Source organism: Pseudomonas sp. MPB26, assembly GCF_046605355.1.
Classification (GTDB): Bacteria; Pseudomonadota; Gammaproteobacteria; order Pseudomonadales; family Pseudomonadaceae; genus Aquipseudomonas; species Aquipseudomonas cedrina.
Map to the genome: position 1 here is coordinate 2,135,846 of NZ_CP176793.1, position 26,063 is coordinate 2,161,908.

The window sequence follows — 26,063 nt, forward strand, 5'->3', positions numbered from 1 at the left end:
CAATTTCGTACAGTCGTCGAAGTATAACCAGCTTGACACACCTGTAGGTCGGTTAAGTGCGTCGCACCTTACACTTGACCGTATTGCTGCCCGTGCCTGAGCCAGCGATCCAGCAACGGGCTGACATGTTCCGGCCAGCGCTCCATCAACGCTTGCGCCGCATCGCGCACGGCGGGGAGCAAATCAGCGTCGCGCATCAGGTCGGCCACCTTGAATTGCAGCAGGCCGGTCTGGCGAGTGCCGAGCATTTCGCCGGGGCCGCGCAGCTCGAGGTCTTTTTCGGCGATGACAAAACCGTCGTTGGTTTCACGCATGATGCCCAGGCGCTGACGGCCGATCTGTGACAGCGGCGGGTGGTAGAGCAGCACGCAATGGCTGGCCGCGCTGCCCCGGCCGACACGACCGCGCAACTGGTGCAACTGCGCCAGGCCCAGGCGCTCGGGGTTCTCGATGATCATCAGGCTGGCGTTGGGCACGTCCACCCCCACCTCGATCACGGTGGTGGCCACCAGCAATTGCAAGTTGCCTGCCTTGAACTCTGCCATGACGACCGCCTTTTCCGCAGGTTTCATGCGGCCGTGGATCAGCCCGACCTTGAGCTCACCGAGGGCGCTGGTGAGGTCTTCAAAGGTGGTTTCGGCCGCCTGGCAGGTCAGTTCTTCGGACTCCTCGATCAGTGTGCACACCCAGTACGCCTGGCGGCCTTCGGCGCAGGCGCCGCGCACGCGCTCGATCACCTCGACACGCCGGGTGTCGGTGACCAGCACGGTATTGACCGGCGTACGGCCCGGCGGTAGTTCGTCGAGAATCGAGGTGTCGAGGTCGGCGTAAGCACTCATCGCCAGGGTGCGTGGGATTGGTGTGGCGGTCATGATCAGTTGATGCGGGTTCATGCGCCCGCCCACGCCTTTCTGGCGCAGGGCCAGGCGCTGTTGCACGCCGAAGCGGTGCTGTTCGTCGATGATCACCAGGGCGAGGTTCTTGAACTGCACTTCATCCTGGAACAGCGCGTGGGTGCCCACCACCATCGGCGCACCGCCGGCGATCTGTTCCAGTGCCGCGGCGCGCACCTTGCCCTTGAGTTTGCCGGCCAGCCACGCGACCTCCAGGCCCAGCGGTTCGAGCCAACGTTTGAAGGTGATGAAGTGCTGCTCGGCAAGGATTTCGGTGGGCGCCATCAGCGCCACCTGGTAACCGGCTTCCAGGGCCTGCAGGGCGGCGAGGGCGGCGACCACGGTCTTGCCTGCGCCGACGTCACCCTGGATCAGCCGCAGCATCGGTTCGTTCTGGCTGAGGTCGTAGGCGATTTCATTGCCGACGCGCTGCTGGGCGCCGGTGGGCGCAAAGCCGAGGTTGGCCAGGTATTGCGCGGGCAAACGCGTGGCCTTGGGCATCGCCGGCGCACGCAGGGAGCGCATGCTCTCGCGCAGGCGTTGCTGGGACAGTTGGTGGGTCAGCAGTTCTTCAAAGGCCAGGCGGTGCTGGGCCCAATGATGACCAAGTGCCAGTTCGTCGACATCGGCGTCGGCCGGTGGGTGGTGCAGGTAACGAATCGCATCGTCCAGCGGCGCCAATTGATAGTCACGGGCCAGCTCCAGGGGCAGCCAGTCGGGCAGGCTTTTCGGGCCGAGCAGGGCCAGGGTCTGCATGCACAGTTGGCGCAGGCGTTGCTGGGTCAGGCCTTCGGTGAGCGGGTAGATGGGTGTGAGCGTGGTGTCGACCGGTGGCGGCTCGTCGCCGGTAATGGCGCGGTATTCCGGGTGATAGATCTCCAGGCCTGATGCGCCGGGCCGTGCTTCGCCGTAGCAGCGCACGCGAGTGCCACGCTTGAGGCCTTCCTTTTGCGCGTTGCTGAAGTGATAGAAGCGCAGGCTCAGGCCGCCGGTGCCGTCCTGCAGACGCACCACCAGGCTGCGGCGCTTGCCCATCACCACATCGGCACCGCTGACGGTGCCTTCGACCACCGCGTCCTGCCCTGGGCGCAACTGGCCGATAGGCACCACGCGGGTCCGGTCCTGGTAGCGCAGGGGCAGGTGGAACAACACGTCCTGGAGGTTCTCCAGGCCGACCTTGGCCAGTTTCTCGGCCATGGCTTCACCGACACCCTTGAGTGCCGTCACCGACACCTGCGACAGCTCAGTCATACCGTGGCTCAGCTCGCAGCAGTCGGCTTGGCCACCGAGCAGAGTCGGATCGAGTCGGCAAGGATTTCAATCGCTTTGGGTCGTGGGAAGCTGGCGCGCCAGGCGATTGCCACGGTGCGGAATGGCACCGGTGGCGTCAGTGGCCGTACTTCGATCACGCCAGGGGCGTAGTGATGGCTGTCCACTGCCGACAACGGCAGGATCGAAATGCCCAGGCCGGACGCGACCATGTGACGAATGGTTTCCAGGGAACTGGACTCCACGGTGGTGTGCTTGGCGCCGTCGTTGCCCTTGGTCAGGGTCGGGCAGGCTTCCAGAACCTGGTCACGGAAGCAGTGGCCTTCGCCGAGCAGCAGCAGGCTCTTGTCGTTGAGCAGGCCGGCGTCGATGGTGGCTTTTTGCGTCCAGGGGTGGGAAGCGGGCATCAATACGTAGAATGGCTCGTCATAGAGTGGCAGGGTCAGTACGTCCGCCTCATTGAACGGCAGAGCGATGATGATCGCGTCCAACTCGCCGTTGCGCAGTTTGTCGCGCAGCACGTGGGTGAAGTTTTCTTCGATATACAGCGGCATCTGCGGCGCGACGCGGTGCAGCTGCGGGATCAAGTGCGGGAACAGATACGGCCCGACGGTGTAGATGGCGCCGACCTTCAGCGGTGCGGTCAGTTGGTTCTTGCCGGCCTGGGCCAGTTCGCGAATGCTCTGCGCTTGCTCCAGCACCTTTTGGGCCTGGGCCACGATGCCTTCGCCCACCGGGGTCAGGCGCACGGCGCTCTTGCTGCGCTCGAAAATCAGCACACCGAGTTCGTCTTCAAGTTTCTTCACGCCCACCGACAGCGTCGGCTGGCTGACGTGGCAACGCTCGGCCGCGTGGCCGAAGTGCTGCTCTTGGGCGAGGGTAACGATGTAGCGTAATTCTGTAAGAGTCATAGCGGGCGTCCATGAGGTTGCGGGCCAAGCATACCGGCTGCAATCGATAGACGCACGTTATCAGAAGTTGGGTGGGGATTGAGCGGGGAATTCCGGGGATTTTACTGAAGCGATGTTGTGGGAGCTGGCTTGCCTGCGATGCAGACACCTCGGTGTATCAGGCAGTTCGAGGTGATGCTATCGCAGGCAAGCCAGCTCCCACAGTGGTTAGCGGCGACGCTTCTCGATGTTGTACACGAACGGTGCAACGATCTCGATGCTGCCGCCTTTGAGCATGTCGGCCGGAGGCTTGGGCAGCGGCTGGGCACGACGGATCATGTCCAGTGTGGCGCGGTCCAGGTCGGCGTTGCCGGAGCGGCCCACCAACTCGTAGGACAGCACGTTGCCGTCTGCGTCGACCACGAACTTCAGGCGGTTCAACCCTTCCTTGCCACGGGCCTGGGCACCTGGCGGGTACTTCTTGTACTTCTGCAAGTGCGCCAGCAGCGTGCCTTCCCAGGACGCCTTGGCGGCGATCTGCTGCGGTGACGGGCCAGGAGCGGGCTGGGCCGATTTTTCAGCGGGCGCCTGGGTCGGTGGTGTTTCGCTCGGCGGGTCCTCGGATGGTTTCTCCTTGGGCGGCTCGATCTTTTTCTCCACAGGCTTGGGCGGCTGCGGTTTGGGCTTGGGCTTGACGGGCTTGGGCACCTGGATAGTCGGCTTGGGCGCCTCGGCCAGTTTCGGCAAGGGCAGCTCTTCCACCGGTGCAGGCGGTTGCGGCGGCGTCACGACCTTGGGCGGTGCCGGCGGCGGTGGTGCTGGCATCGGTGCCAGGTCGATGACCATGGCAGCCGGTGGCAACTGCACCGTGCGCGGCGCCGACCAGTGAAGCGCGATAGCGATCGCGACGGCATGCACGCCCAGTACGACGGCGAGGCTCGTGCCATAACGCGTCAGTTTGTGGCGCGTCGTGATCATTTCTTGGCTGCCGTCTCAAGTCCGACCAGGCCTACCTTGAGGTAGCCGGCTGCCCGCAGGGCATCCATCACGCTCATAAGGTCGCCGTAGTCCACGCCCTTGTCGGCCTGGAAGAAGATCGTCGTGTCTTTCTTACCTTGGGTCTTGGCGTCCAGCACCGGGCCCAGGGTTTCAGCCTTGACTTCCTCTTCGCCCAGGAACAGGCGTTGGTCCGCCTTGACGCTGAGGAAGATCGGTTTCTCCGGCCGCGGCGCCGGCTTGGCGCTGGACGCGGGCAGGTCGACCTTGATGTCCACGGTTGCCAGCGGCGCCGCCACCATGAAGATGATCAGCAGCACCAGCATCACGTCGATAAACGGCGTGACGTTGATTTCGTGGTTCTCGACGAGTTCGTCGTCGCCTTGATTCAAATGCAGGCCCATGGCCGATTACCCCACTTTCACCATGTGCGGTTGCGAGCTGCGCTCGGTAGGCAGGTGATCGAGGTCGCGGCTGACCAGCAGCAGGACTTCCGCCGACGCGTCCGATACCTGGGCCTTGTAGCCGGCGATCGAACGGGCGAAGACGTTGTAGATCACCACCGCTGGAATCGCGGCAACCAGGCCCAGGGCTGTCGCCAGCAGGGCTTCGGCGATGCCTGGGGCAACGACGGCGAGGTTGGTGGTCTGGGTTTTGGCGATGCCGATGAAGCTGTTCATGATGCCCCATACGGTACCGAACAGGCCGACGAACGGCGCGGTGGAACCAATGGTCGCCAGCACGCCGGTGCCGCTGCTCATATTACGGCCGCAGGCCGCCACCAGGCGCTCCAGACGGAAAGCAACACGTTCCTTGATGCCTTCTTTTTCGCGGGCGTTGGCGGACAGGCGCATTTCTTCCAGCGCGTCGTGCACCAGGGTGTTGGCCAGGGTGCCTTTCTTGGTCGCGCTTTCGCTGGCTTCCTTGAGGGTGCTGGCTTTTTTCAGGTGGACGATTTCGCTACGCAGGCGACGCTTGGCGCCCAGCAGCTCGAAGCCCTTGGCGATCCAGATGGTCCAGGTAATGATCGAGGCGATAGCCAGGCCGATCATGACGGCTTTTACCACCACGTCAGCGTTCTGATACATGCCCCATGGCGACAGGTCATGGGCCATGCCCAGTGTGTTGTCTTCTTCCAGCACTACGCCGGTGTCATCGGCGGCGGCAGGCGCAGCCGGTGCGGTGGTGGCCGGAGCGGCGGCGGGCGCGGCAGGTGTGGTTGCGTTCTGCTCGGCGGCAGCCGGAGCGGCGGGTGCCGTGGCATCCGCGAAGGCGGCGGTCGGTGCCAGCAAAACGCTGAACAGCAGCGCAGCAATCGCGCGCCAGGCGCGGGATGGGCTGTGAAGCTTGGTTGGCGAAGCGGGGTTTGTCATACGTGTCATGCTGGCCGGACCTGAGTAAAAAAATGAGTGATCGTCCTTCCAGACCCTGGGGGTCGAGGACAAATGGGCGGTTATTATTGCAAGTAATTCTTGTTAACTAAAGTGGCAGTGTTACTTTATTTCGCTTTTTACTGGCCGCTGATCCGTCTTGGCGGCTAATCTGCGCCTTTGAGAACGGAGTTTTGTGATGTCAGCGCCTTCTGTTGTGATTGCCGGTTGTGGCGATGTGGGTAGTCGGCTGGCCAGCCAATTGCTCATCTCTGGATGGGAGGTTCATGGCCTGCGGCGTGATACTTCACGGCTGCCCGACGGGGTGATCGGGATTGCCGGCGACCTGTTCAGCAAGGATTGCCCCGACACCTGGCCCATCGGCGGGGTGGATTACCTGGTGTACTGCGCCGCTGCGACAGACCACGACGAGGCCGGCTATCGCGCGGCTTACGTTCAAGGGTTGAAACATGTGCTGGAATGGCTGGGCGACTATGGCCAGGAGCCGAAACACTTGTTGTTTGTGTCAAGCAGCAGCGTCTACGGGCAGCAGAATGGCGAATGGGTCGACGAGACGTCGCCGACTCAGGCGAAGGGTTATTCCGGGCAGGTGATGCTGGAGGCCGAGCAAGTGGCGCTCACTAGCGGCATCCCGGCCAGCATCGTGCGCCTGACCGGTATTTATGGGCCGGGCCGCGAATGGCTGCTGACTCAAGTGCGCCAAGGCTACCGTGTAGCGATCGATCCACCTCTATATGGCAACCGGATTCATGCGGATGACGCGGCGGGTTTGCTGGCATTTTTGCTGCGGCATGTGGAAAAGGGCGGTTCGCTGGACAAGGTCTACATCGGCGTCGACGATGCGCCCGCGCCGCTGGCTGAAGTGGTGGCGTGGTTGCGTGAGTACCTGGGCGTGACGCAGTGGTCCGAGGACGCCAGTGTGCGGCGTGCCGGCAGTAAACAGTGCAGCAATGCGCGCATCAAGGCGTTGGGCTGGACACCGACCTATCCGACTTACCGCGAAGGATATGCCGCTATTCTCAAAGGCTGAAACGCGGTTAAGACTGTGGGAGCGGGCTTGCTCGCGAATGCGGTGGATCAGTCAATATATCTTGTGACTGACACTCCGCATTCGCGAGCAAGCCCGCTCCCACATTTGGATTTGTGTTTGGCGGGTTATTGCTTTTCAAGCAGCCATTGGCGCGGGCCTGGGGTGAACTGAGGCACCTCATCCGTCTGCGCCGTATTGATCGCCTGGAAGATCTCCAGCTGCTTGCCCTTGCGTGTAAAAATCCAAGGGTTGCCCTGGCCATTCAGCTGCAGCCAGATACTGTCATAGCCGCCGCTCATGGAGGCGCAATCGCCCGCCAGGCATAAGGAATACCGATCAACCCTGGGCAGGCCGACTACTTTGCCGTCGGCCTGGAACTGCACGATGGCGCCGTTACCAAAGCCGTCGGTGATCTTCCAGTCGCCGCCCATGTAAGCCGCATACAGCGCCCGCTCGAAGTTGGCACCCAATGGCGCGCCTTCCGGGGCCGGGTCTTTGGAACGGGCAAACAGCTGCTCAGGCTCGTTGTCGTTGGCCACCTGCAGCAGTTGTCTGCCTTTGCGCTTGAGTTCGGTGGCGGAGCTGCCATAGAAATCCACGCTCCAGGCGCCGGATTTTTCACCCAGCAACTTGCCTTCCGCTACTTCAAAACCGTTGTAGTAGCGCGCCTGCGAGGCCTTGGTATTGACCTCCCACTCAAGGTTTGGGCCATAGCTCTGCAGGGCTTCGCGCAAAGGGCCGCCCTTGGCTGCCGCATCGATGGCGACCTGGTTGATCCAGGTGCCGCTCACATCCAGGTCGGCAGGGTTGCTGGCGCAGCCGCCGAGCAACAGGGCGAGCATGGATGAGGCTACAAGCGCTTTGCGCATCATGAAATCCTTTTAAAACGAATTCGGCGCAGCCTATGGGGGGCTGCGCCGGGTGTTTTACTCGATGACCAGAATCGCGTCCATTTCAACCTGTGCGCCCTTTGGCAGGGCAGCAACGCCGATGGCGGCGCGGGCCGGGTACGGCTGTTCGAAGTACTTGCCCATGATCTCGTTGACCTTGGCGAAGTGGCTCAGGTCGGTGAGGAAGATGTTCAGCTTGACGATGTCTTTGAACGAACCGCCGGCGGCCTCGGCAACCGACTTGAGGTTTTCGAAGACCTGGACGGTCTGTGCTTCAAAGCCTTCAACCAGTTCCATGGTCTTTGGGTCCAGCGGGATCTGGCCGGACATGTAGACGGTGTTGCCCGCCTTGATCGCCTGGGAGTAAGTGCCGATGGCGGCCGGGGCTTTGTCGCTGGTGATAACGGTCTTGGTCATTTATGACTCCTTGTAAGAGGTGACGACGTATTTGAAGGGCTATGCCCGCATGCGGGTGATGCGGATCACACCGGTCAAGGCGCGTAGCTTCTTGATCACGCGGGCCAGGTGCACGCGGTCGTGCACACTGACTACCAGTTGGACCACGCTGATGCGACCATCGCGCTCGTCCATGCTGATTTTCTCGATATTGCCGTCGGCCGCGTTGACGCTGCTGGCGAGCAGGGCGATCAGGCCGCGCTGGTGCTCGAGCTCCACCCGCAGCTCGACGTTGAATTCGCCGGTGACATCCTTGGCCCATGAAAGCTGGATGCATTTTTCCGGGTTGTGACGGATTTCGGTGATGTTGCGGCAGTTGTCCAGGTGCACGACCATGCCCTTGCCGGCGGACAGGTGGCCGACAATCGGGTCGCCCGGGATTGGCGTGCAACATTTGGCGTAGCTGAGTACCAGGCCCTCGGTACCGCGAATCGCCAGGGGACCTTCCGGGCTTGGCAACTGTTCGCCTTCGCCCAACAGGCGGCGGGCGACCACGTAGGCCATGCGGTTGCCCAGGCCGATGTCTTCCAGCAGATCTTCGATGGTTTCCTGGCGATACTCGTGGAGCATCGCCTGCACGCGCTCCGTGGGAACCTTGTCCAGGGCGCTGTCGAAACCATTGAGCACTTTATTGAGCAAGCGTTCGCCGAGGCTGATGGACTCGGAACGGCGCTGCAATTTCAGGGCGTGACGGATGTGCGTGCGCGCCTTGCCGGTGACCACGAAGTTAAGCCAGGCCGGGTTGGGGCGCGCGCCCGGAGCGCTGACGATCTCGACCGTGGAGCCGCTCTGCAGCGGTTCGGACAGCGGCGCGAGACGACGATTGATCCGACAGGCAATGCAGCTGTTGCCCACGTCGGTATGCACCGCGTAGGCAAAGTCGACGGCCGTGGAGCCCTTGGGCAGCTCCATGATCCGGCCCTTGGGCGTGAATACGTAGACCTCGTCCGGGAACAGGTCGATCTTTACGCTTTCGATGAATTCGAGGGAGTTACCCGCACGTTGCTGCATTTCCAGTACGCCCTTGACCCACTGGCGGGCGCGGGCATGGGTGCCCTTGGGCTGCTCGTCGCCGCTGGATTTGTACAGCCAATGGGCGGCGATGCCATTGTTGGCCATCTCTTCCATTTCCTGGGTGCGGATCTGGATCTCGATCGGCACGCCATGCATACCGAACAGCGTGGTATGCAGCGACTGATAGCCGTTGGCCTTGGGAATGGCGATGTAATCCTTGAAGCGCCCAGGCAAGGGTTTGTACAAATTATGTACAGCGCCGAGCACGCGGTAGCAGGTGTCGACCTTGTCGACGATGATCCGGAAGGCGTACACGTCCATGATTTCGTTGAAGGCCCGACGCTTGCCGCGCATCTTCTTGTAGATGCCGTAGATGTGCTTCTGCCGGCCGCTGACTTCGCCCTCGATCTCGTCGATCGCCAGGCAATGGCTCAACGACTCTTCGATCTTGTTGACGATTTCCTTGCGATTGCCCCTGGCGCGCTTGACCGCCTGGTAGATGCGCGCCGAACGCATCGGGTGCATGGCCTTGAAACCGAGGTCTTCGAATTCGATGCGAATGGCGTGCATGCCCAGCCGGTTGGCGATGGGCGCGTAGATTTCCAGGGTTTCCTTGGCGATGCGCCGGCGCTTTTCGCCGGAGAGCACTTCCAGCGTGCGCATGTTGTGCAGCCGGTCGGCGAGCTTGACCAGGATCACGCGAATATCGCGGGCCATGGCCATGGCCATTTTCTGGAAGTTTTCCGCCTGGGCCTCGGCCTTGGTCTCGAAATTCATCTGGGTCAGTTTGCTGACCCCGTCGACCAGCTCGGCCACGGTTTCGCCAAATTGCGCGCTGAGCGCTTCCTTGGCTATGCCGGTGTCTTCGATCACGTCATGCAACATCGCGGCCATCAGGCTCTGATGGTCCATGTGCATGTCGGCAAGAATGTTTGCCACCGCAAGAGGATGGGTGACATACGCCTCGCCACTGCGGCGGCGTTGGCCGTCGTGGGCTTGTTCGGCGTAGAAATACGCTCGGCGGACCAGGTTGACCTGGTCTGGGCCGAGGTAGGCCGATAAGCGATCGGCGAGGGCGTCTATGCTCGGCAAAGGATGAACTCCTGCCGTTGGCTGTGACCCCGCGCCGTGCTACGTCGACCAGGCATAGGCTTAGACGGCCTCGTTGGACTCGTCCTCGAACGCTGCAAACAGCGGTTCGTCTTCAACGATTTCAGCGTTGGCGATGAACTCGTAGCTCATCAGGCCTTCGGCGATTTCACGCAGGGCCACAACGGTAGGCTTGTCGTTTTCCCACTGGACCAGGGGCTCTTTGCCGCCAGTGGCCAGTTGACGGGCACGCTTGGTAGAGAGCATGACCAGCTCAAAGCGGTTATCCACGTGTTCTAGGCAGTCTTCAACGGTTACGCGGGCCATGGTATTCCTCGGAGCGAATGCAAGATGCGCGCTGCCCGGTTGGGCGAGCGGACTGAGCAGTTTAAAAAAACACCAGCGTTAAGGGAAGCGCTGATTTTGCGCGGGCCCTGGCAAAAGCGCTGCAAGTGCCAATGTAAAGCGCTTGCAGCGGTTTTGGGAAGAGCCAATCAGCCGAGCAGTTCGGCCAATAATTTGCCGAAACGCTGCTGCTGGCGCTTCTGCTGAAGCTGGTTGGCGCGGAAAATCGCCTTCAAATCATCCAATGCGTGGGCAAAGTCGTCATTGATGATCAGGTAGTCGTAGTCGACGTAGTGGCTCATTTCGCTGACGGCTTCGCGCATACGGCCTTCGATGATCTCGTCACTGTCCTGGCCACGGTTGGTCAGGCGCTGGTGCAAGGCTTCCAGGGAGGGCGGCAGGATGAAGATCGAGCGCGCCTTGGGCATTAATTGGCGCACTTGCTCGGCGCCCTGCCAGTCGATTTCCAGGATCAGGTCGTGGCCTTCATCCAGGGTCTGCTGCAGGTGGCTTTGCGACGTCCCATAAAGGTTGCCGAACACTTCGGCGCGTTCGAGGAAGTCACCGTGCTCGATCATCTTGACGAACTCGGTGCGCTCGACGAAGTGGTAGTGCACGCCGTCCACCTCACCCGGGCGCATGGCGCGGGTGGTGTGGGAGACCGAGATGCGGATCTGCTCGTCAGCGTCGGTGAGGGCCTTGACCAGGCTGCTCTTGCCCGCGCCCGAAGGGGCGGAAATGATGTAAAGGGTGCCGGTGCTATGGGTCATGGAGGTTGCCTTACTCAATATTCTGTACTTGTTCGCGCATCTGTTCGATCAACACTTTGAGGTTGACCGCCGCCGTGGTGCTGCGCGGATCGAACGCTTTGGAGCCGAGTGTATTGGCTTCGCGGTTGAGTTCCTGCATCAGGAAGTCCAGGCGCCGACCGGCGGCACCGCCCGACTTGAGCACGCGGCGCACTTCAAGGATGTGCGTGCTCAGGCGGTCGAGCTCTTCGGCCACGTCGCTCTTCTGCGCCAGCAACACCATTTCCTGTTCCAGGCGCGTGGGGTCGAGGTCGGCTTTCATGTCGGTGAAGCGGTCGAGCACCTTCTGGCGCTGAGTGGCGAGCATCTGTGGCACCAGCTCGCGCAGGGTGACCACGTCTTCTTCAATGGAGGTCAGGCGCTCGCTGATCAGGCGCGCCAGTTCGGCGCCTTCGCGCTCGCGGCCGGCCTTGAGTTCCTTCAAGCCCTGGTTGAACAAGGCGAGGGCTTGCGCGTTGAGGGCCTGCGGGTCGGTGGCGTCGGCCACCAGCACGCCAGGCCAGGCCAGCACTTCCAACGGGTTGAGCGCGGCAGGCTGTTTGATCAGGCCGGCGATGGTCTCGGCGGCGGCGACCAGTTGCGCCGCACGGTCGCGATCAACTTGCAGCGGCTTGCCGGTGGTTTCTTCGGTAAAGCGCAGGGTGCATTCCAGTTTGCCCCGGGAGATGCCCTGGCGCAGCGCTTCACGCACGGCGCCTTCAAGGTCGCGGAACGACTCCGGCAGGCGCAGATGCGGCTCCAGGTAGCGGCTGTTGACCGAGCGCAACTCCCAGCTCAGGGTGCCTTGTACGTCGGCTTTTTCGACGCGGGCGAAGGCGGTCATGCTGTGCACCATGGAGGTACCTCGCGTTGCAGTCCCGTTAATCTCGGGCTGATGGTTAAGAAGGCGCGCGATTGTAGCGCAGTGGGGCGAGCACGCCCAAACGCGAGCATTCGTAACCGAATTTTTTAGCAGTGCCCCGAATCGGTCCGCGGCTCTATAATGCTCGGCAGTTTTTCGTCCTCAGTACAGGTGTCTCCCTATGAAACGTCCAAGTGGTCGCGCTGCCGATCAGCTCCGCTCGATCCGCATCACCCGCAACTACACCAAACACGCCGAGGGGTCTGTACTGGTCGAGTTTGGCGATACCAAGGTGATCTGCACCGTCAGCGTCGAAAACGGCGTACCGCGCTTCCTCAAAGGCCAGGGCCAGGGTTGGCTGACCGCCGAGTACGGCATGCTGCCGCGCGCCACCGGCGAGCGTAACCAGCGTGAAGCCAGTCGTGGCAAGCAAGGCGGCCGCACCCTGGAAATCCAGCGGCTGATCGGTCGCTCCCTGCGCGCGGCGCTGGACATGTCCAAGCTGGGCGACGTAACCCTGTATGTCGACTGCGACGTGATCCAGGCCGATGGCGGCACCCGCACCGCGTCCATCACAGGTGCCATGGTGGCCCTGGTTGACGCGCTCAAGGTGATCAAGAAACGCGGTGGCCTCAAGGGCGGTGACCCGCTCAAGCAAATGATCGCCGCCGTCTCGGTGGGCATGTACCAGGGCGAGCCCGTGCTGGACCTGGACTATCTGGAAGACTCGGCCGCCGAGACCGACCTGAACGTGGTCATGACCAGCACCGGTGGCTTCATCGAAGTGCAGGGCACCGCCGAAGGCGCGCCGTTCCAGCCGGCCGAGCTGAACGCCATGCTCGCCCTGGCCCAGAAGGGCATGACCGAAATTTTCGCACTGCAGAACGCCGCTCTGGCTGACTGAGCCCGACCCAAGGAGAAACGCCATGAATGACAATCAGATGCCGGTGCCTACGCCTTCCTACGAAGTGCGCCAGGGGGCGATGTTGTGCCATCTCGCGGCGTTCCTCGGCTTTGTATTTCCCTTCGGCAGCGTCGTAGGGCCGTTGATCCTGTGGCAGATGAAGAAGGAAAAGGATGCGTTCATTGATGATCAGGGCAAGGAGGCGGTGAATTTCCAGATCACCGTGGCCATCGCCTGGATCGTTTGCATCGTGCTGGCGTTTGCGGTGGTCGGGTTTTTCCTGATGTTTGCCCTGGCGATCGCCACGGTGGTGCTGACCATCATTGGCAGCATCAAGGCCAACAAGGGGATCACCTATCGCTATCCGTTGACCTGGCGTGTGATCAAGTAATGAGCATCCACAAAAAAACCGACAGCGATGTCGGTTTTTTTTTGTGCCTGGAAAAAGACCTCAGATGGTCAGTGTCCAGTCGTAGTCCACGATCAGCGGCGCGTGCTGCGAGAAGCGCGGCTGGCGCGGCAGGCGTGCGCTGCGAACGAACCGGCGCAGACCGGGGGTCAGCAACTGGTAGTCGAAACGCCAGCCCAGGTTGAGCATCTCCGCCTGTTCGTTGTCCGGCCACCAGCTGTACTGGTCGCCTTCGCGGCTGACTTCGCGCAGGGCATCCACATAACCCATGTTGCCGACAATCTCGTCCATCCAGGCCCGTTCAGGCGCCAGGAAACCCGGGGATTGCTGGCTGTCGCGCCAGTTCTTGATATCCAGCTTCTGTTGCGCCACGTACAGCGAGCCACAATAAATGTACTCGCGACGTTTGCGTCGCTGTTTATCCAAGTAACGGGCGAAATCGTCCATTAGCTTGAACTTCTGGTTCAAGTCTTCATCGCCGTTCTGCCCCGAAGGAAGCAGCAAGGTCGCGATGCTGACCTTGTCGAAATCGGCTTGCAGGTAGCGCCCGTAGCGGTCGGCTGTCTCGAAGCCGAGGCCGCTGATGACCGCCTTGGGTTGCAACCGCGAATACAAAGCCACGCCACCTTGGGCGGGTACTTCGGCATCGCAGGCATAAAGGAAGTAGCCATCCAGTTGGAAGGCTGGGTCGTCCAGTTCAAAGGCGGAGGCGCGGGTATCCTGCAGGCAGATGACGTCGGCATTCTGGGCTTGCAGCCAACTGAGCAAACCACGCTCGACTGCAGCCTGAATACCATTAACGTTCACACTGATGATCCGCATAAATGGCCCCAAAAATCGCGTGCGTGTATGATACACGCCGTCCACCTAATTAGCTAAATCCGTGGTATCTGAGGCTTTTTTCATGCAGGCGTATCAACGCGATTTCATTCGTTTCGCCATCGATCGCGGGGTTTTGCGCTTCGGTGAGTTCACCCTCAAGTCCGGGCGCACCAGCCCGTACTTCTTCAATGCGGGTTTGTTCAACTCGGGTTCGGCCCTGGCTCAGCTGGGTCGTTTCTACGCGGCCGCCATTGTTGAAAGCGGTATTTCCTTCGATGTTTTGTTCGGCCCGGCCTACAAGGGCATTCCCCTTGCCGCCGCCACCGCGGTGGCCCTGGCCGAGCATCACGGCAAGGACCTGCCGTGGTGCTTCAACCGCAAGGAAGCCAAGGCCCATGGCGAAGGCGGTAGCCTGGTGGGCGCGCCGCTCACTGGCGACGTACTGATCATCGACGACGTGATCACCGCCGGCACCGCCATCCGCGAAGTGATGCAGATCATCGCCTCCCAGGACGGTGCCAAGGCCGCCGGCGTGCTGATCGCCCTGAACCGCCAGGAGCGCGGCAACGGTGAGTTGTCGGCCATCCAGGAAGTGGAGCGCGATTTCGGCATTCCGGTGGTGAGCATTGTCTCGCTGAACCAGGTGCTGCAGTTCCTGGAAGACGATCCACAGCTCAAGCAGCATCTCCCGGCGGTGCGTGCGTACCGCGAGCAATTCGGCGTCTGACGCTGATTCCTTGTGGGAGCTGGCTTGCCTGCGATAGCGGTTTGGCAGGCGACATATTGTGTGATGTGCCGCCGCCATCGCCGGCAAGCCAGCTCCCACACTTGGACCGCGTACGCAAAAAAAGCCCCGCTCAATCAGATTGAGCGGGGCTTTTTTTTTGCAGCGGTTAAGGACGCTTGCGGTTACTGATCAGCGTGCCCATGCCGGTATCCGTGAAGATTTCCAGCAGTACCGCGTTCGGTACCCGGCCGTCGATGATCAGCGAGCTGCCGACGCCGCCTTGCACCGCTTCGAGCGCGCAACGGATCTTTGGCAGCATGCCGCCGTAGATGGTGCCGTCGGCGATCAGATCGTCCACCTGTTGGGTGGTCAAGCCCGTCAGTACCTTGCCTTCTTTGTCCATCAGGCCGGCGATATTGGTCAGCAGCATCAGCTTTTCAGCCTTCAGTGCCTCGGCCACTTTGCCCGCCACCAGGTCGGCGTTGATGTTGTAGGACTCGCCGTTCGCGCCCACGCCGATCGGCGCGATCACCGGGATGAAGTCGCCCTTGACCAGCAGGTTCAGCAGGTCAGTGTTGATGCCGATAACTTCACCTACTTGGCCGATGTCGATGATTTCCGGTTGTGTCATCTCCGGCGTCTGGCGGGTCACGGTCATTTTTTTCGCGCGGATCAGCTCTGCGTCTTTACCGGTCAGGCCTATGGCGCTGCCGCCGTGGCGGTTGATCAGGTTGACGATGTCCTTGTTGACCTGGCCGCCGAGGACCATCTCCACCACGTCCATGGTCTGCGCGTCGGTGACGCGCATGCCATCGATGAAATGACTCTCGATCGACAAGCGCTTGAGCAAGTCGCCGATTTGCGGGCCGCCGCCATGCACGACGACCGGGTTGATGCCCACGGCTTTCATCATCACGATGTCGCGTGCGAAGCCGGTTTTCAGCTCCTCGCTTTCCATGGCATTGCCGCCGTACTTGATCACCAGCGTCTTGCCGACGTAGCGTCGAATGTAAGGCAACGCTTCGGACAGGACCTTGGCGGTGTTGGCAGCGGCTTCGCGTTCGAGGGTCATTCAGGGCTCCGGTAGAAAATCAGAACGGTAATTGGAGATCAGGGGCAACACGTTTCAACTGGGCGTGGAACACGTCCTTGATGCGCTGCAACTCAGCCTCGGTATCCGCCTCGAAACGCAGGACCAGCACCGGCGTGGTGTTGGACGCGCGAACCAGGCCCCAGCCTTTGGCGTAATCGACTCGCACACCATCAATGGAAGTCAGCTCGGCGCCTTCGCCCCATTGCGCATCGTGCAGTGCGTCAATGATGCTGAATTTGCTCTCTTCGGTCACATGGATATTGATCTCTGGCGTGGAAATATCGTTCGGGAAGGTCTGGAACAGCTCCTCGCACGTCGATTTTTCCTTGCTGAGGATCTCCAGCAGGCGCGCCGCGCTGTAAATACCGTCATCAAAGCCGAACCAGCGCTCCTTGAAGAACACGTGGCCGCTCATTTCGCCGGCCAACAGGGCGCCGGTTTCCTTCATTTTCTTTTTGATCAACGAGTGACCGGTCTTCCACATCAGCGGACGACCGCCATACTCCTTGATCAGCGGCGTCAGGCGGCGGGTGCATTTCACGTCGAAGATGATTTCGGCGTTGGGGTTGCGCGCTACCACGTCGCGGGCGAACAGCATCAGCAGGCGGTCCGGGAACACGATCTCGCCGGTCTCGGTCACTACGCCTACGCGGTCGCCATCGCCGTCGAAAGCCAGGCCGACGTCAGCCCCGGTTTCCTTGACCTTGGCGATCAGGTCCACCAGGTTCTCGGGCTTGCCCGGGTCCGGGTGGTGGTTGGGGAAATTGCCGTCGACGTCGCAGAACAATGGGATCACTTCGCAGTTCAGGGCCTCAAGCAACTGCGGGGCGATCACGCCGGCCGCGCCGTTGCCGCAATCCACCACCACTTTGAGGCGGCGCGCGAGTTTGACGTCGCGGGTGATTTCGTCAGAGTAGCGCTGCAGGATGTCGACTTTGGTGACGGTGCCCTGGCCGCTGGTCAGGTCGTTGGTTTTGAGGCGCGTGTGCAGGGCCTGGATCTGTTCATTGGCCAGGGTGTCGCCCGCGATGACGATCTTGAAACCGTTGTAGTCCGACGGGTTATGGCTGCCGGTGAGCATCACCCCGGATTTGCCGGCCAGTACGTTGGCGGCGTAGTACAGCGCCGGCGTCGGTACCAGGCCCACGTCGCTGACGTGGCAGCCGCTGTCGGCCAGGCCCTGGATCAGTTGTTCCACCAGCTCGGGGCCGGACAGGCGACCGTCACGGCCGACCGAGACGTTGGGCTCGCCCTGGGCCAGGCTCTGGGAGCCAATGGCGCGGCCAATCCAGTAGGCGGTTTCGGCGGTCAGCGACTTGGGCACCACGCCACGAATGTCATAGGCGCGAAAAATGCTGTCGGGGAATGTCGGGGCTACTCGGGCTGCGGTACTCATCGCGGGGGGAAACTCCATCTGAAGGGGGCAAGGCTGGCCTTAATGACTGACCGGCAGGCTCAAACTGAAGGGTATGACGGTGTTTTCGGCAGAGAGTTCGTGGTGCAAAAATGCCATCGGAGCACGGGCTCCTTCTTGATGACTGCGTAATGCTTTGATCTTTAACGGAAATATCACTGATAAAATCCATGCATTCTTCGTCCTGAAACGCCCGGAGGTGGCGTAAGGCCGGGCTACGTCGTCCGGCCTGACTCAGCTTAGTCAGTGGCTGCCGGAATGCCCGAAACCGCCGGTGCCGCGTTGGGTTTCATCGAATTCCTGCACCAGTTCGAAGCGCGCCTGCACCACCGGCACCAGCACCAACTGGGCGATGCGTTCACCCACGGCGATGTTGAACGCGGTCTGGCCACGGTTCCAACACGACACCATCAGCTCGCCCTGGTAGTCCGAGTCGATCAGGCCCACCAGGTTGCCCAGCACGATGCCGTGCTTATGGCCCAGGCCGGAGCGCGGCAAAATCAGCGCCGCGAGGCCAGGGTCGCCCACGTAGATAGACAGGCCAGTCGGAATCAGCAGGGTCTGGCCCGGTTCAAGGACAGTGTCTGCCTTGAGCATGGCGCGCAGGTCGAGGCCGGCGGAGCCTGGAGTGGCGTAGGCGGGCAGCGGGAATTCGGTACCGATGCGGGGGTCGAGAATCTTGGCTTGCAAATCGTGCATGGAAATTAAACCTGGTTCAGCCGTTGGGCGATAAAAGAGATCAGTTGGCGAGCAATCTTGCCTTTGCTGGTCTGGGCGAAAAGGGTGGCGTGCAGCTCGCGGTCGATCACGCTGCAGGCGTTTTCCTCGCTGTTGAAGCCGATGCTTGGGTTGGCGACATCATTGGCAACGATCAGGTCGAGGTTTTTGTCTTTCAATTTGCGTGCCGCGTAGTCCAGCAAATGCTCGGTCTCGGCAGCGAAACCGACACTGAACGGACGGTCCGGACGCGTGGCGATGGTGGCCAGGATGTCCGGGTTGCGCACCATTTGCAGGAGCAGGCCGTCACCGCTTGTAGGGTCTTTCTTGAGTTTGTGCGGGGCGACAACTTCAGGTCGGTAATCCGCAACCGCTGCCGAGGCGATAAACAGGTCGCACGGAATGGCCGCCTCACAGGCCGCCAGCATGTCGCGGGCGCTGACTACGTCGATTCGCGTGACCCGGTCCGGGGTCGGCAAATGCACCGGGCCGGTGATCAGGGTCACGCGTGCGCCTGCCTCGACCGCCGCTTCGGCCAGCGCAAAGCCCATTTTCCCTGAGCTATGGTTGGTGATGTAGCGCACCGGGTCGATGTTCTCCTGGGTCGGGCCCGCCGTGATCAACACGTGCTTGCCGGTCAGGGCCAGGTGCTGGAAGCATTCGGCGGCGCACAGCGCCAGGTCGGTGGCTTCGAGCATGCGGCCCATGCCGACATCGCCGCAGGCCTGGCTGCCGGATGCCGGGCCGAACACCTTCAGGCCGCGACTTTGCAGCAGTTGCGTGTTGGCCTGGGTGGCCGGATCGCGCCACATGGCCTGGTTCATGGCCGGGGCAATGGCGACGGTGGCGTCGGTGGCGAGTACCAGGGTGGTCAGCAGGTCGTCGGCGATGCCTTGGGCCAGGCGCGCGATCAGGTCGGCGGTGGCCGGGGCGATCAGCACCAGGTCGGCCCATTTGGCCAGTTCGATATGGCCCATGGCGGCTTCGGCTGCCGGGTCCAGCAGGTCCAGGTGAACCGGATGCCCGGACAAGGCCTGCATGGTCAGTGGCGTGATGAACTCACTGCCGCCGCGAGTCATGACCACGCGCACCTCGGCGCCGTGGTCGAGGAGCCTGCGGACCAGCTCTGCGCTCTTGTAGGCGGCAATGCCGCCGCCAACGCCGAGAACGATGCGTTTCCGATACAGACGCTGCATTGGTTTGCCTTTCCAGTTCAGTGATGCCGGTTCAGTGACGCCTGCGATGCCCCCTCCCCAGGGGAAATCACATGCAAAAAAGAGGGCCTACGATAACACAGCGTCCGTGAGGCAACAGCGCTGCACGTGGCGCATAGGGAGAGGGAGTCAGGATGAGTATTCGCGATTGGCCGGTGGCAGAGCGGCCGCGAGAGAAACTTTTGGAGTGGGGAGCGGCAAGTCTATCGGATGCCGAATTGCTGGCGATTTTCCTGCGCACAGGGGGTTTCTGGCAGGAGCGCGGTGGACCTGGCACGTCACCTGTTGGCGCAATTTGGCGGTTTACGCCCGCTGCTGGAGGCCAGCCAGACGCTGTTCAGCCAGCAATTGGGGCTGGGGCCGGCGAAGTTTGCCCAGTTGCAGGCGGTGCTGGAAATGTCCCGACGCCATATGGCCGAACGCCTGCGCACCGATTCGGTGTTGGAAAGCCCGGTGGCCGTGCGCGATTACCTAAAGGCACTGCTGCGCCATGAGCCCCACGAGATCTTCGGTTGCCTGTTTCTTGATTCAAAGCATCGGGTGCTGGGTTTCGAGGCGTTGTCCCAAGGCACCATCGACGCTGCCGTGGTCTACCCTCGGCAGGTGGTCAAGCGTGCCCTGGCGTATAACGCGGCGGCGTTGATCCTGTGCCACAACCATCCTTCCGGCAGCGCCGAGCCCAGTGCAGCTGATCGAAAATTGACCAAGGTGCTGCAGAAGGCCCTGGAAGTGGTGGATGTACGGGTGCTGGATCACATCATTGTCGGGGATGGAGACCCGTTGTCGATGGCGGAATATGGCTGGATGTAGGCCCGCCCCGAGGGCGGGCCTGGTGCTCAGGGCTTGACGCTGACGTTCGAAAAGTCCTGGCGCCCGAACGGGCTCACCTGATAGCCCTGGACACTCTTGCGCGCCAGGGCAAACGCCGTTGGGTGCGCCAACGGCAGCCACAGCGCCTGTTGCTGGATCTGTGCCTGGGCCTGTTGATACAGCTTGCTGCGCACCCCTTGCTCACTGGTGGTCTTGCCGGCGCTGATCAGCTTGTCCAGGGCCGGGTCGCAGTAACGGGCAAAGTTGGTGCCGGACTTCAGCGCCGCGCACGAGAATTGCGGGGTGAGGAAGTTATCCGGGTCGCCGTTATCGCCGGCCCAGCCCATGAACAGCAGGTCGTGTTCGCCGGCCTTGGCGCGGCGGATCAGCTCGCCCCATTCGATCACGCGGATTTCGGCCTGGATGCCGACTTTGGCCAGGTCAGCCTGCAGCAGTTGTGCGCCCAGGTTCGGGTTGGGGTTCAGCAGGCTGCCGGTGGGACGGGTCCAGATAGTGGTCTTGAATCCGTCCTTGAACCCGGCACGGTCAAGCAGTGCCTTGGCCTTGGCGAGGTCCTGTGGGTACCCCGGCAGGTCTTTGGCGTAGCTCCAGGTGTTGGGCGGGAACGGTCCGTTGGCCGCTTCGGCGGTTCCTTCGAATACGGCCTTGAGATAGCTGCCTTTGTCGAAGGCCAGGTTGATCGCCTGGCGCACTTCGGGTTTGTCCAGGGGCGGATGCTGACTGTTGATGGCCACGAAGGCCGTCATGAACGCGGCGGTTTTTTCCACCTTGAGCGCAGGGTCCTTTTCGGCGGCGCTCACATCCAGCGGCTTGGGCGACAGGGCGATCTGGCATTCGTTGCGGTGCAACTTCTGCAGGCGAACGTTGGCATCCGGGGTGATGGCGAAGATCAAGTTATCCACAGCCGGTTTGCCGGCGAAATAGTCCGGGTTGGCCTTGTAGCGCACCACGGCATCTTTCTGGAAACGGCTGAAAATGAACGGCCCGGTGCCGATCGGCTGGCTGTTGAGCTTCTCCGGCGTGCCGGCCTTGAGCAGCTTATCGGCATATTCCGCCGGATAGATCGAGGCAAAGCCCATGCTCAGGGCCGCGAGGAAGGTAGAGTCGGCGTGGTCCAGGGTGAAGCGCACCGTCAGCGGGTCGAGCGCGTCGATTTTCTTGACCAGCGTTGGCAGCTGCAGGGACTGGGCGTGAGGGAAACCGCTCTGGGCGATTTTGTGCCACGGGTTGGCGGGGTCGAGCATGCGCTCGAAGCTGAAGCGCACGTCTTCGGCGCTCAGGGTACGGCTTGGTGTGAAGTATTCGGTGCGGTGGAATTTCACATCCGCGTGCAGCTTGAAGGTATAGGTCAGGCCATCCGGCGAGACTTCCCAGCTGTCGGCCAGGCTTGGCACCAGCTTGCCGCTGGCTGCGTCATAGTCCACCAGGCGGTTCATCAGCACATCGGCGGAGGCGTTGGTGGTGGTCAGCGAGTTGTATTGCACCACATCGAACCCTTCCGGGCTGGCCTCGGTGCAAACGCTCAGGTTGGTGGCCGCAAAGGCCGCCGGAGCGATAAATAGAGGGGCAAGCAAGAGCGGTAGGGCAGCGAGGCGCATATTCGGTTTCCTTTGCAGATCGAAGGCCCATCTGCGAGTGCAGTCTGGAAAAGTCCTACCGTAGTGGTCTGATTGCTAAATGACTAGTCCATTTTTGCCTGTGCTTTTGCCTCAAATGCTGTTTTGATGGCGCTTCAGCGCGTTTCGTCGAGCACTTAATCGTGCAGGCAGGCGCTGAAAATCATTCTGTGCGACGAGCGGTCGACTGGGGCAGCGGCCCCTCCTGGCAACGGTTCAGGTTTGTTTTGCATGAATTTGCGCCGGTAAAAAGACACCGGCTGTTGTTGCATCAAGGTCTTTCTGGTATAAAGCAGCGCTCTTTTCTAGGGGCCCGGTTCCTTCGCTTGTAGGTGTAGCCGGTAAGACCCTAAAGAAACGCGGCGCCTGGCGCCAAATGACTGAGAGATTAAGCGGCCAACCCATGCCGGGTTGGGCATGTGGTTTTAGAGGGCTGAGGCATGTCGAGAGTCTGTCAAGTTACCGGTAAGGGTCCGGTGACTGGGAATAACATTTCCCACGCAAATAACAAAACCCGTCGTCGTTTCCTGCCGAACCTGCAGCATCACCGCTTCTGGGTTGAAGAAGAGAAACGTTTTGTTCGCCTGCGTGTATCTGCCAAAGGCATGCGTATTATCGACAAGCGTGGCATCACTGTCGTGCTGGCCGAAATTCGTGCTGCTGGCAAGATCTAAGGAGCTCTATCATGCGTGAATTGATTCGAATGATCTCTAGCGCCGGTACTGGTCATTTCTACACTACCGACAAGAACAAGCGTACTACCCCGGACAAGCTCGAAAAGAAAATGTTCGACCCGCGCGTTCGCAAGCACGTGATCTACAAAGAAGGCAAAATCAAGTAATTGATTTTCTTCCTTGTGAAAAAAAGCCCGGTTCTCACGATCCGGGCTTTTTTTTGTCTGATTGTTCCCACGCTCTGCACGGTGACCCCCGCCCCGGACGCTCTGCGTCCCGCTGTAACCTCAGCCTTTCTGTTCGAACACTACGTAGATCTTGCGGCAGGGCTCCAGCACTTCCCAGGTGCCGCTGAAGCCGGCGGGGATCACGAAGCGGTCGCCGGCGCGCAAGGTCTTGGCATTGCCATCGGCGTCGCGCAGCACGGACACGCCTTGCACAATCTCGCAGTACTCATGCTCGGTGTAATTGACCGTCCATTGCCCAACCTCGCCTTCCCAGACGCCGGCATTCATCTGGCCGCACGGACTGTTGTAGTGGTTGTAGACGGTCTGCTCGGGGTCGCCCTTGAGGATTTTTTCGACATCAGGGCGGTAGCGTTCGGGGGCGGTATTGGCTTGGCTGAAGTCGACGATATCCTGGATGCTCATGTGCGTGTCCCGTCTGGCCTGCGGTTGGAGAGCTCAAAGTCTATGTTTATTAAAATGCACACCGCAAGGGCGTTTGCCGACGCTGTGTCAAATATATTGAAACATCCCCAGCCGCTGGTTTAGGGTGGCAGCTGCCTTGAGCCCAACAACTGGCTGGCGGGGCAAAGCATTCTTTGAGGCTGCCGGGGCACATCGCCTGGCCCTCGCATTCAATAAGAGGAGGACACTCGCATGACCACCCTGACCCGTGCCGACTGGGAACAACGCGCCAAGGACCTGAAGATCGAAGGCCGCGCCTACATCAATGGCGAGTACACCGCCGCCGTTTCCGGTGACACTTTCGAATGCATCAGCCCGGTCGATGGCCGCCTGCTGGCCACTGTTGCCAGCTGTGACGCCGACGACGCCCAGCGCGCCGTGGAAAACGCCCGCGCCACCTTCAATTCCGGCGTCTGGTCGCGCCTGGCGCCGGCCAAGCGCAAATCCGCCATGCTCCGTTTCGCCGCGTTGCTCAAGGCCAATGCCGAAGAGCTGGCGCTGCTCGAAACCCTGGACATGGGCAAGCCGATCAGTGACTCCCTGAACATCGACGTACCCGGCGCGGCGAATGCCCTGAGCTGGAGCGGCGAGGCCATCGACAAGATCTACGACGAAGTCGCCGCGACCCCGCATGACCAGCTTGGTCTAGTGACGCGCGAGCCGGTTGGTGTTGTCGGCGCTATCGTGCCGTGGAACTTCCCGCTGATGATGGCCTGCTGGAAACTGGGGCCTGCGTTGTCGACCGGTAACTCGGTGATCCTTAAGCCGTCCGAGAAATCCCCGCTGACGGCCATCCGCATCGCGGCCCTGGCGGTTGAAGCCGGTATTCCCAAAGGCGTGTTCAACGTGCTGCCGGGCTACGGTCACACCGTGGGCAATGCGCTGGCGCTGCACATGGACGTCGATACCCTGGTGTTCACCGGTTCCACCAAGATCGCCAAGCAACTGTTGATCCGCTCCGGCGAGTCGAACATGAAGCGCGTGTGGCTGGAAGCGGGTGGCAAGAGCCCGAACATCGTGTTTGCCGATGCGCCGGACCTGCAAGCCGCCGCCGAATCCGCCGCCGGTGCCATCGCCTTCAACCAGGGCGAAGTCTGCACCGCCGGTTCGCGCCTGCTGGTGGAACGCTCCATCAAGGACACCTTCCTGCCGCTGGTGATCGAGGCCCTCAAGGGCTGGAAACCCGGCAACCCGCTGGATCCGGCCACCAACGTGGGCGCGCTGGTGGACACCCAGCAGATGAATACCGTGCTCTCGTACATCGAAGCCGGGCATGCCGATGGCGCCAAGTTGGTTGCCGGTGGCAAGCGCACCCTGGAAGAAACCGGTGGCACCTATGTGGAACCGACGATTTTCGACGGTGTGACCAACGCGATGAAAATCGCCCAGGAAGAGATTTTTGGCCCGGTCCTGTCGGTGATCACCTTCGACAGTGCCGAGGAGGCGGTCAAGATCGCCAACGACACGGTCTACGGCCTGGCCGCAGCGGTGTGGACCGCCGATATCTCCAAGGCGCACCTCACCGCCAAGGCGCTGCGTGCCGGCAGTGTGTGGGTCAACCAGTACGATGGTGGCGACATGACCGCGCCGTTTGGTGGCTTCAAGCAGTCGGGTAACGGTCGCGACAAGTCGCTGCATGCGTTCGACAAGTACACCGAACTCAAGGCGACCTGGATCAAGCTGTAAGCAGCACCGCCAGTTCAAAAATGTGGGAGCGGGCTTGTGTGGGAGCTGGGCTTGCCCGCGATGCAGATGCCTCGGTGTATCAGTTACACCTGGGTGATGCTATCGCAGGCAAGCCAGCTCCCACACTGTTTAGTGTGAACCGGTTAATTATCCACAGGAGCGTGGAATGCGTTGGGCGACTTATTTCGCCGTGCTGGCCTCGGTACTCAGCGTTGGCCTGGCCCTGGGCGTCAGCATGCCGCTGGTGTCGCTGCGCCTTGAAAGCTGGGGCTACGGCAGTTTCGCCATCGGGGTGATGGCGGCGATGCCGGCCTTTGGTGTACTGCTCGGCGCGAAGGTGTCCAGTCGCATGGCGTCATGGCTCGGCACCGCCAACCTTATGCGCCTGTGCCTGTGGGCCGGCGCGGTGTCCATCGGCTTGCTGGCCATCCTGCCCAACTACCCGGTGTGGCTGGTGTTGCGGCTGATGATCGGGGTGATCCTGACCATCGTGTTTATCCTCGGCGAAAGCTGGATCAACCAGTTGGTGGTGGAGCAGTGGCGCGGCCGGCTGGTGGCGCTGTATGGCTGCAGTTATGCCCTGAGCCAACTGTCGGGCCCCTTGCTGCTGGGACTGATCGGCACCGACCATGACTACGGGTTCTGGGTCGGCGTCGGCCTGTTGATGGTGGCGCCCCTGCTGCTGCTGGGCCGTTCCGGCGCGCCGACCGCCGAGTCCTTCAGCGTAACCTTCGCCGACCTGTGGCGCTTCTGCCTGAGCCTGCCGGCCATCGCCTGGGCGGTGGCTTTGTTCGCTGCGTTCGAAGCGATGATCCTGACGTTGCTGCCGGTGTATTGCCTGCAACAAGGCTTCACCGCCGAGGTCGCCTTGGCGATGGTCAGCACCGTGGTGGTCGGCGATGCGCTGTTGCAGCTGCCGATTGGCGCGCTGGCCGACTACCTGTCACGGCGCACGCTGTTCCTGAGTTGCGCGCTGCTGTTGCTGGCGTCGAGCCTGGCCGTTCCGTTGTTGATGCATACACCGCTGATCTGGCCGGTATGGGTGGTGTTCGGCGCCAGCGCCGGCGGGCTGTTCACCCTGTCGCTGATCCTGATTGGCGAGCGTTACCGCGACGATGCGCTGGTGCGCGCCAATGCCCACATTGCGCAGTTGTGGGGGATCGGGTGCCTGATCGGCCCGCTGGTGGCCGGTGCCGGCAGCCAGTGGATCAACGGGCATGCGCTGGCGCTGCTGATGGCGGCCGGTGCGTTGGGGTTGGTGCTGCTGTTGTTGCGTCAGGGGGCATTTGGCGCAACACAGCCAGTCTCAACTTGAAATGCGGCCACAATGTGGGAGCTGGCTTGCCTGCGATAG

The 26,063-nt window shown here is 61.6% G+C and carries 25 protein-coding genes and 2 pseudogenes; 9 read left to right on the forward strand and 18 right to left on the reverse strand.

All coding sequences use genetic code 11. The annotated features are described in order from the left end of the window. Nucleotides 1-68: 68 nt before the first annotated feature. From recG to exbB, 5 genes are all read right to left on the reverse strand, one after another. Complete coding sequence (gene recG, locus ACLH0H_RS09755) at nucleotides 69-2,144, reverse strand: ATP-dependent DNA helicase RecG (RefSeq protein WP_411381855.1); 2,076 nt, start codon at nucleotides 2,142-2,144, stop codon at nucleotides 69-71. 8 nt (nucleotides 2,145-2,152) lie between these two features. Further along, complete coding sequence (locus ACLH0H_RS09760; RefSeq protein ID WP_076952049.1) at nucleotides 2,153-3,073, reverse strand: hydrogen peroxide-inducible genes activator; 921 nt, start codon at nucleotides 3,071-3,073, stop codon at nucleotides 2,153-2,155. Between the two features lie 207 nt (nucleotides 3,074-3,280). After that, complete coding sequence (locus tag ACLH0H_RS09765) at nucleotides 3,281-4,030, reverse strand: TonB family protein (RefSeq protein ID WP_411381856.1); 750 nt, start codon at nucleotides 4,028-4,030, stop codon at nucleotides 3,281-3,283. Beyond that, a complete protein-coding gene (gene exbD / locus ACLH0H_RS09770; protein WP_003195519.1) occupies nucleotides 4,027-4,452 on the reverse strand; it encodes a TonB system transport protein ExbD in 426 nt (141 codons plus the stop codon). The genes ACLH0H_RS09765 and exbD overlap by 4 nt, the downstream gene beginning before the upstream one ends. 6 nt (nucleotides 4,453-4,458) lie before the next feature. Beyond that, a complete protein-coding gene (exbB, locus tag ACLH0H_RS09775) occupies nucleotides 4,459-5,430 on the reverse strand; it encodes a tonB-system energizer ExbB (RefSeq protein WP_411381857.1) in 972 nt (323 codons plus the stop codon). Nucleotides 5,431-5,617: 187 nt separating this feature from the next. On the opposite strand from exbB, the gene ACLH0H_RS09780 reads away from it, so the two are divergent. Further along, nucleotides 5,618-6,469 (forward strand): SDR family oxidoreductase, encoded by an 852-nt coding sequence (locus ACLH0H_RS09780; RefSeq protein WP_411381858.1) that lies wholly within the window; start codon nucleotides 5,618-5,620, stop codon nucleotides 6,467-6,469. 125 nt (nucleotides 6,470-6,594) lie between these two features. Here ACLH0H_RS09780 and ACLH0H_RS09785 read toward each other — a convergent pair whose 3' ends face one another. The 6 genes from ACLH0H_RS09785 to ACLH0H_RS09810 form a co-directional block, all read right to left on the reverse strand. Then, a complete protein-coding gene (locus ACLH0H_RS09785; protein ID WP_411381859.1) occupies nucleotides 6,595-7,338 on the reverse strand; it encodes a hypothetical protein in 744 nt (247 codons plus the stop codon). Nucleotides 7,339-7,395: 57 nt separating this feature from the next. Next, nucleotides 7,396-7,776, reverse strand: coding sequence for a RidA family protein (locus tag ACLH0H_RS09790; RefSeq protein WP_003176922.1), 381 nt, complete (start codon nucleotides 7,774-7,776; stop codon nucleotides 7,396-7,398). Between the two features lie 39 nt (nucleotides 7,777-7,815). After that, complete coding sequence (spoT, locus tag ACLH0H_RS09795; protein ID WP_076952044.1) at nucleotides 7,816-9,921, reverse strand: bifunctional GTP diphosphokinase/guanosine-3',5'-bis pyrophosphate 3'-pyrophosphohydrolase; 2,106 nt, start codon at nucleotides 9,919-9,921, stop codon at nucleotides 7,816-7,818. A 60-nt stretch (nucleotides 9,922-9,981) separates the two neighbouring features. Then, complete coding sequence (gene rpoZ, locus ACLH0H_RS09800; protein ID WP_003176920.1) at nucleotides 9,982-10,245, reverse strand: DNA-directed RNA polymerase subunit omega; 264 nt, start codon at nucleotides 10,243-10,245, stop codon at nucleotides 9,982-9,984. Nucleotides 10,246-10,412: 167 nt separating this feature from the next. Continuing rightward, nucleotides 10,413-11,033, reverse strand: a complete 621-nt coding sequence (gmk, locus tag ACLH0H_RS09805) for a guanylate kinase (protein ID WP_103734154.1) — start codon at nucleotides 11,031-11,033, stop codon at nucleotides 10,413-10,415. Between the two features lie 10 nt (nucleotides 11,034-11,043). After that, the gene (locus ACLH0H_RS09810; RefSeq protein WP_411381860.1) at nucleotides 11,044-11,907 is read right to left on the reverse strand and encodes a YicC/YloC family endoribonuclease; all 864 of its coding nucleotides are present in this window, start codon (nucleotides 11,905-11,907) and stop codon (nucleotides 11,044-11,046) included. A gap of 187 nt (nucleotides 11,908-12,094) precedes the next feature. Between ACLH0H_RS09810 and rph the strand changes: the two genes are divergently transcribed. Both rph and ACLH0H_RS09820 read left to right on the forward strand, forming a co-directional pair. Continuing rightward, nucleotides 12,095-12,817, forward strand: a complete 723-nt coding sequence (rph, locus tag ACLH0H_RS09815; RefSeq protein WP_003176917.1) for a ribonuclease PH — start codon at nucleotides 12,095-12,097, stop codon at nucleotides 12,815-12,817. Nucleotides 12,818-12,839: 22 nt separating this feature from the next. Further along, nucleotides 12,840-13,208: a DUF4870 domain-containing protein gene (locus ACLH0H_RS09820; protein WP_411381861.1), complete on the forward strand. Its 369-nt coding sequence runs from the start codon at nucleotides 12,840-12,842 to the stop codon at nucleotides 13,206-13,208. 60 nt (nucleotides 13,209-13,268) lie between these two features. Here the strand turns inward: ACLH0H_RS09820 and ACLH0H_RS09825 are convergent, their stop codons facing one another. Then, nucleotides 13,269-14,048: an exodeoxyribonuclease III gene (locus ACLH0H_RS09825; protein ID WP_003176915.1), complete on the reverse strand. Its 780-nt coding sequence runs from the start codon at nucleotides 14,046-14,048 to the stop codon at nucleotides 13,269-13,271. Nucleotides 14,049-14,130: 82 nt separating this feature from the next. Here ACLH0H_RS09825 and pyrE point away from each other — a divergent pair, with 82 nt between their 5' ends. Continuing rightward, nucleotides 14,131-14,775, forward strand: coding sequence for an orotate phosphoribosyltransferase (gene pyrE, locus ACLH0H_RS09830; protein ID WP_071485192.1), 645 nt, complete (start codon nucleotides 14,131-14,133; stop codon nucleotides 14,773-14,775). A gap of 166 nt (nucleotides 14,776-14,941) precedes the next feature. Here pyrE and argB read toward each other — a convergent pair whose 3' ends face one another. From argB to coaBC, 4 genes and pseudogenes are all read right to left on the reverse strand, one after another. Beyond that, entirely contained in the window at nucleotides 14,942-15,847 is a 906-nt protein-coding gene (argB, locus tag ACLH0H_RS09835; protein WP_076952040.1) for an acetylglutamate kinase, read from the reverse strand. Nucleotides 15,848-15,866: 19 nt separating this feature from the next. Further along, a pseudogene (locus ACLH0H_RS09840) lies at nucleotides 15,867-17,288 on the reverse strand (phosphomannomutase/phosphoglucomutase); the annotation flags it as partial. A 237-nt stretch (nucleotides 17,289-17,525) separates the two neighbouring features. Continuing rightward, a complete protein-coding gene (gene dut, locus ACLH0H_RS09845) occupies nucleotides 17,526-17,981 on the reverse strand; it encodes a dUTP diphosphatase (protein WP_411381862.1) in 456 nt (151 codons plus the stop codon). 5 nt (nucleotides 17,982-17,986) lie between these two features. Continuing rightward, nucleotides 17,987-19,195: a bifunctional phosphopantothenoylcysteine decarboxylase/phosphopantothenate--cysteine ligase CoaBC gene (gene coaBC / locus ACLH0H_RS09850; protein ID WP_076952037.1), complete on the reverse strand. Its 1,209-nt coding sequence runs from the start codon at nucleotides 19,193-19,195 to the stop codon at nucleotides 17,987-17,989. Between the two features lie 152 nt (nucleotides 19,196-19,347). Here coaBC and radC point away from each other — a divergent pair. Then, a pseudogene (radC, locus tag ACLH0H_RS09855) lies at nucleotides 19,348-20,023 on the forward strand (RadC family protein). A 26-nt stretch (nucleotides 20,024-20,049) separates the two neighbouring features. On the opposite strand, the gene ACLH0H_RS09860 reads toward radC, so the two are convergent. Further along, on the reverse strand, nucleotides 20,050-21,642 hold the full coding sequence (locus tag ACLH0H_RS09860) for an ABC transporter substrate-binding protein (protein ID WP_411381863.1): 1,593 nt from the start codon (nucleotides 21,640-21,642) through the stop codon (nucleotides 20,050-20,052). Nucleotides 21,643-22,100: 458 nt separating this feature from the next. Here ACLH0H_RS09860 and rpmB point away from each other — a divergent pair, with 458 nt between their 5' ends. After that, entirely contained in the window at nucleotides 22,101-22,334 is a 234-nt protein-coding gene (gene rpmB, locus ACLH0H_RS09865) for a 50S ribosomal protein L28 (protein WP_003176907.1), read from the forward strand. An 11-nt stretch (nucleotides 22,335-22,345) separates the two neighbouring features. Continuing rightward, nucleotides 22,346-22,501, forward strand: a complete 156-nt coding sequence (gene rpmG, locus ACLH0H_RS09870) for a 50S ribosomal protein L33 (protein ID WP_003176906.1) — start codon at nucleotides 22,346-22,348, stop codon at nucleotides 22,499-22,501. A gap of 120 nt (nucleotides 22,502-22,621) precedes the next feature. On the opposite strand, the gene ACLH0H_RS09875 is transcribed toward rpmG, so the two are convergent. Further along, a complete protein-coding gene (locus ACLH0H_RS09875) occupies nucleotides 22,622-22,984 on the reverse strand; it encodes a cupin domain-containing protein (RefSeq protein ID WP_411381864.1) in 363 nt (120 codons plus the stop codon). A gap of 231 nt (nucleotides 22,985-23,215) precedes the next feature. On the opposite strand from ACLH0H_RS09875, the gene ACLH0H_RS09880 reads away from it, so the two are divergent. Both ACLH0H_RS09880 and ACLH0H_RS09885 read left to right on the forward strand, forming a co-directional pair. Continuing rightward, nucleotides 23,216-24,709, forward strand: a complete 1,494-nt coding sequence (locus ACLH0H_RS09880) for an aldehyde dehydrogenase (protein WP_186686358.1) — start codon at nucleotides 23,216-23,218, stop codon at nucleotides 24,707-24,709. Nucleotides 24,710-24,875: 166 nt separating this feature from the next. Next, a complete protein-coding gene (locus tag ACLH0H_RS09885; RefSeq protein WP_411381865.1) occupies nucleotides 24,876-26,024 on the forward strand; it encodes an MFS transporter in 1,149 nt (382 codons plus the stop codon). Nucleotides 26,025-26,063 lie beyond the last annotated feature (39 nt).

Coding starts and splice junctions, on each gene's coding strand:
- rpoZ (WP_003176920.1), bottom strand. CDS start 10,245: ATGGCCCGCGTAACCGTTGAAGACTGCCTAGAACACGTGGATAACCGC.
- exbB (WP_411381857.1), bottom strand. CDS start 5,430: ATGACACGTATGACAAACCCCGCTTCGCCAACCAAGCTTCACAGCCCA.
- argB (WP_076952040.1), bottom strand. CDS start 15,847: ATGACCCTCGAACGCGAAGCCGCTGCCAACACCGCCAAGGTCCTGTCC.
- ACLH0H_RS09885 (WP_411381865.1), top strand. CDS start 24,876: ATGCGTTGGGCGACTTATTTCGCCGTGCTGGCCTCGGTACTCAGCGTT.
- gmk (WP_103734154.1), bottom strand. CDS start 11,033: ATGACCCATAGCACCGGCACCCTTTACATCATTTCCGCCCCTTCGGGC.
- exbD (WP_003195519.1), bottom strand. CDS start 4,452: ATGGGCCTGCATTTGAATCAAGGCGACGACGAACTCGTCGAGAACCAC.
- ACLH0H_RS09825 (WP_003176915.1), bottom strand. CDS start 14,048: ATGCGGATCATCAGTGTGAACGTTAATGGTATTCAGGCTGCAGTCGAG.
- ACLH0H_RS09785 (WP_411381859.1), bottom strand. CDS start 7,338: ATGCGCAAAGCGCTTGTAGCCTCATCCATGCTCGCCCTGTTGCTCGGC.
- ACLH0H_RS09860 (WP_411381863.1), bottom strand. CDS start 21,642: ATGCGCCTCGCTGCCCTACCGCTCTTGCTTGCCCCTCTATTTATCGCT.
- coaBC (WP_076952037.1), bottom strand. CDS start 19,195: ATGCAGCGTCTGTATCGGAAACGCATCGTTCTCGGCGTTGGCGGCGGC.
- ACLH0H_RS09820 (WP_411381861.1), top strand. CDS start 12,840: ATGAATGACAATCAGATGCCGGTGCCTACGCCTTCCTACGAAGTGCGC.
- rph (WP_003176917.1), top strand. CDS start 12,095: ATGAAACGTCCAAGTGGTCGCGCTGCCGATCAGCTCCGCTCGATCCGC.
- ACLH0H_RS09765 (WP_411381856.1), bottom strand. CDS start 4,030: ATGATCACGACGCGCCACAAACTGACGCGTTATGGCACGAGCCTCGCC.
- ACLH0H_RS09875 (WP_411381864.1), bottom strand. CDS start 22,984: ATGAGCATCCAGGATATCGTCGACTTCAGCCAAGCCAATACCGCCCCC.
- ACLH0H_RS09790 (WP_003176922.1), bottom strand. CDS start 7,776: ATGACCAAGACCGTTATCACCAGCGACAAAGCCCCGGCCGCCATCGGC.
- rpmB (WP_003176907.1), top strand. CDS start 22,101: ATGTCGAGAGTCTGTCAAGTTACCGGTAAGGGTCCGGTGACTGGGAAT.
- ACLH0H_RS09810 (WP_411381860.1), bottom strand. CDS start 11,907: ATGGTGCACAGCATGACCGCCTTCGCCCGCGTCGAAAAAGCCGACGTA.
- ACLH0H_RS09780 (WP_411381858.1), top strand. CDS start 5,618: ATGTCAGCGCCTTCTGTTGTGATTGCCGGTTGTGGCGATGTGGGTAGT.
- pyrE (WP_071485192.1), top strand. CDS start 14,131: ATGCAGGCGTATCAACGCGATTTCATTCGTTTCGCCATCGATCGCGGG.
- ACLH0H_RS09760 (WP_076952049.1), bottom strand. CDS start 3,073: ATGACTCTTACAGAATTACGCTACATCGTTACCCTCGCCCAAGAGCAG.
- recG (WP_411381855.1), bottom strand. CDS start 2,144: ATGACTGAGCTGTCGCAGGTGTCGGTGACGGCACTCAAGGGTGTCGGT.
- ACLH0H_RS09880 (WP_186686358.1), top strand. CDS start 23,216: ATGACCACCCTGACCCGTGCCGACTGGGAACAACGCGCCAAGGACCTG.
- rpmG (WP_003176906.1), top strand. CDS start 22,346: ATGCGTGAATTGATTCGAATGATCTCTAGCGCCGGTACTGGTCATTTC.
- dut (WP_411381862.1), bottom strand. CDS start 17,981: ATGCACGATTTGCAAGCCAAGATTCTCGACCCCCGCATCGGTACCGAA.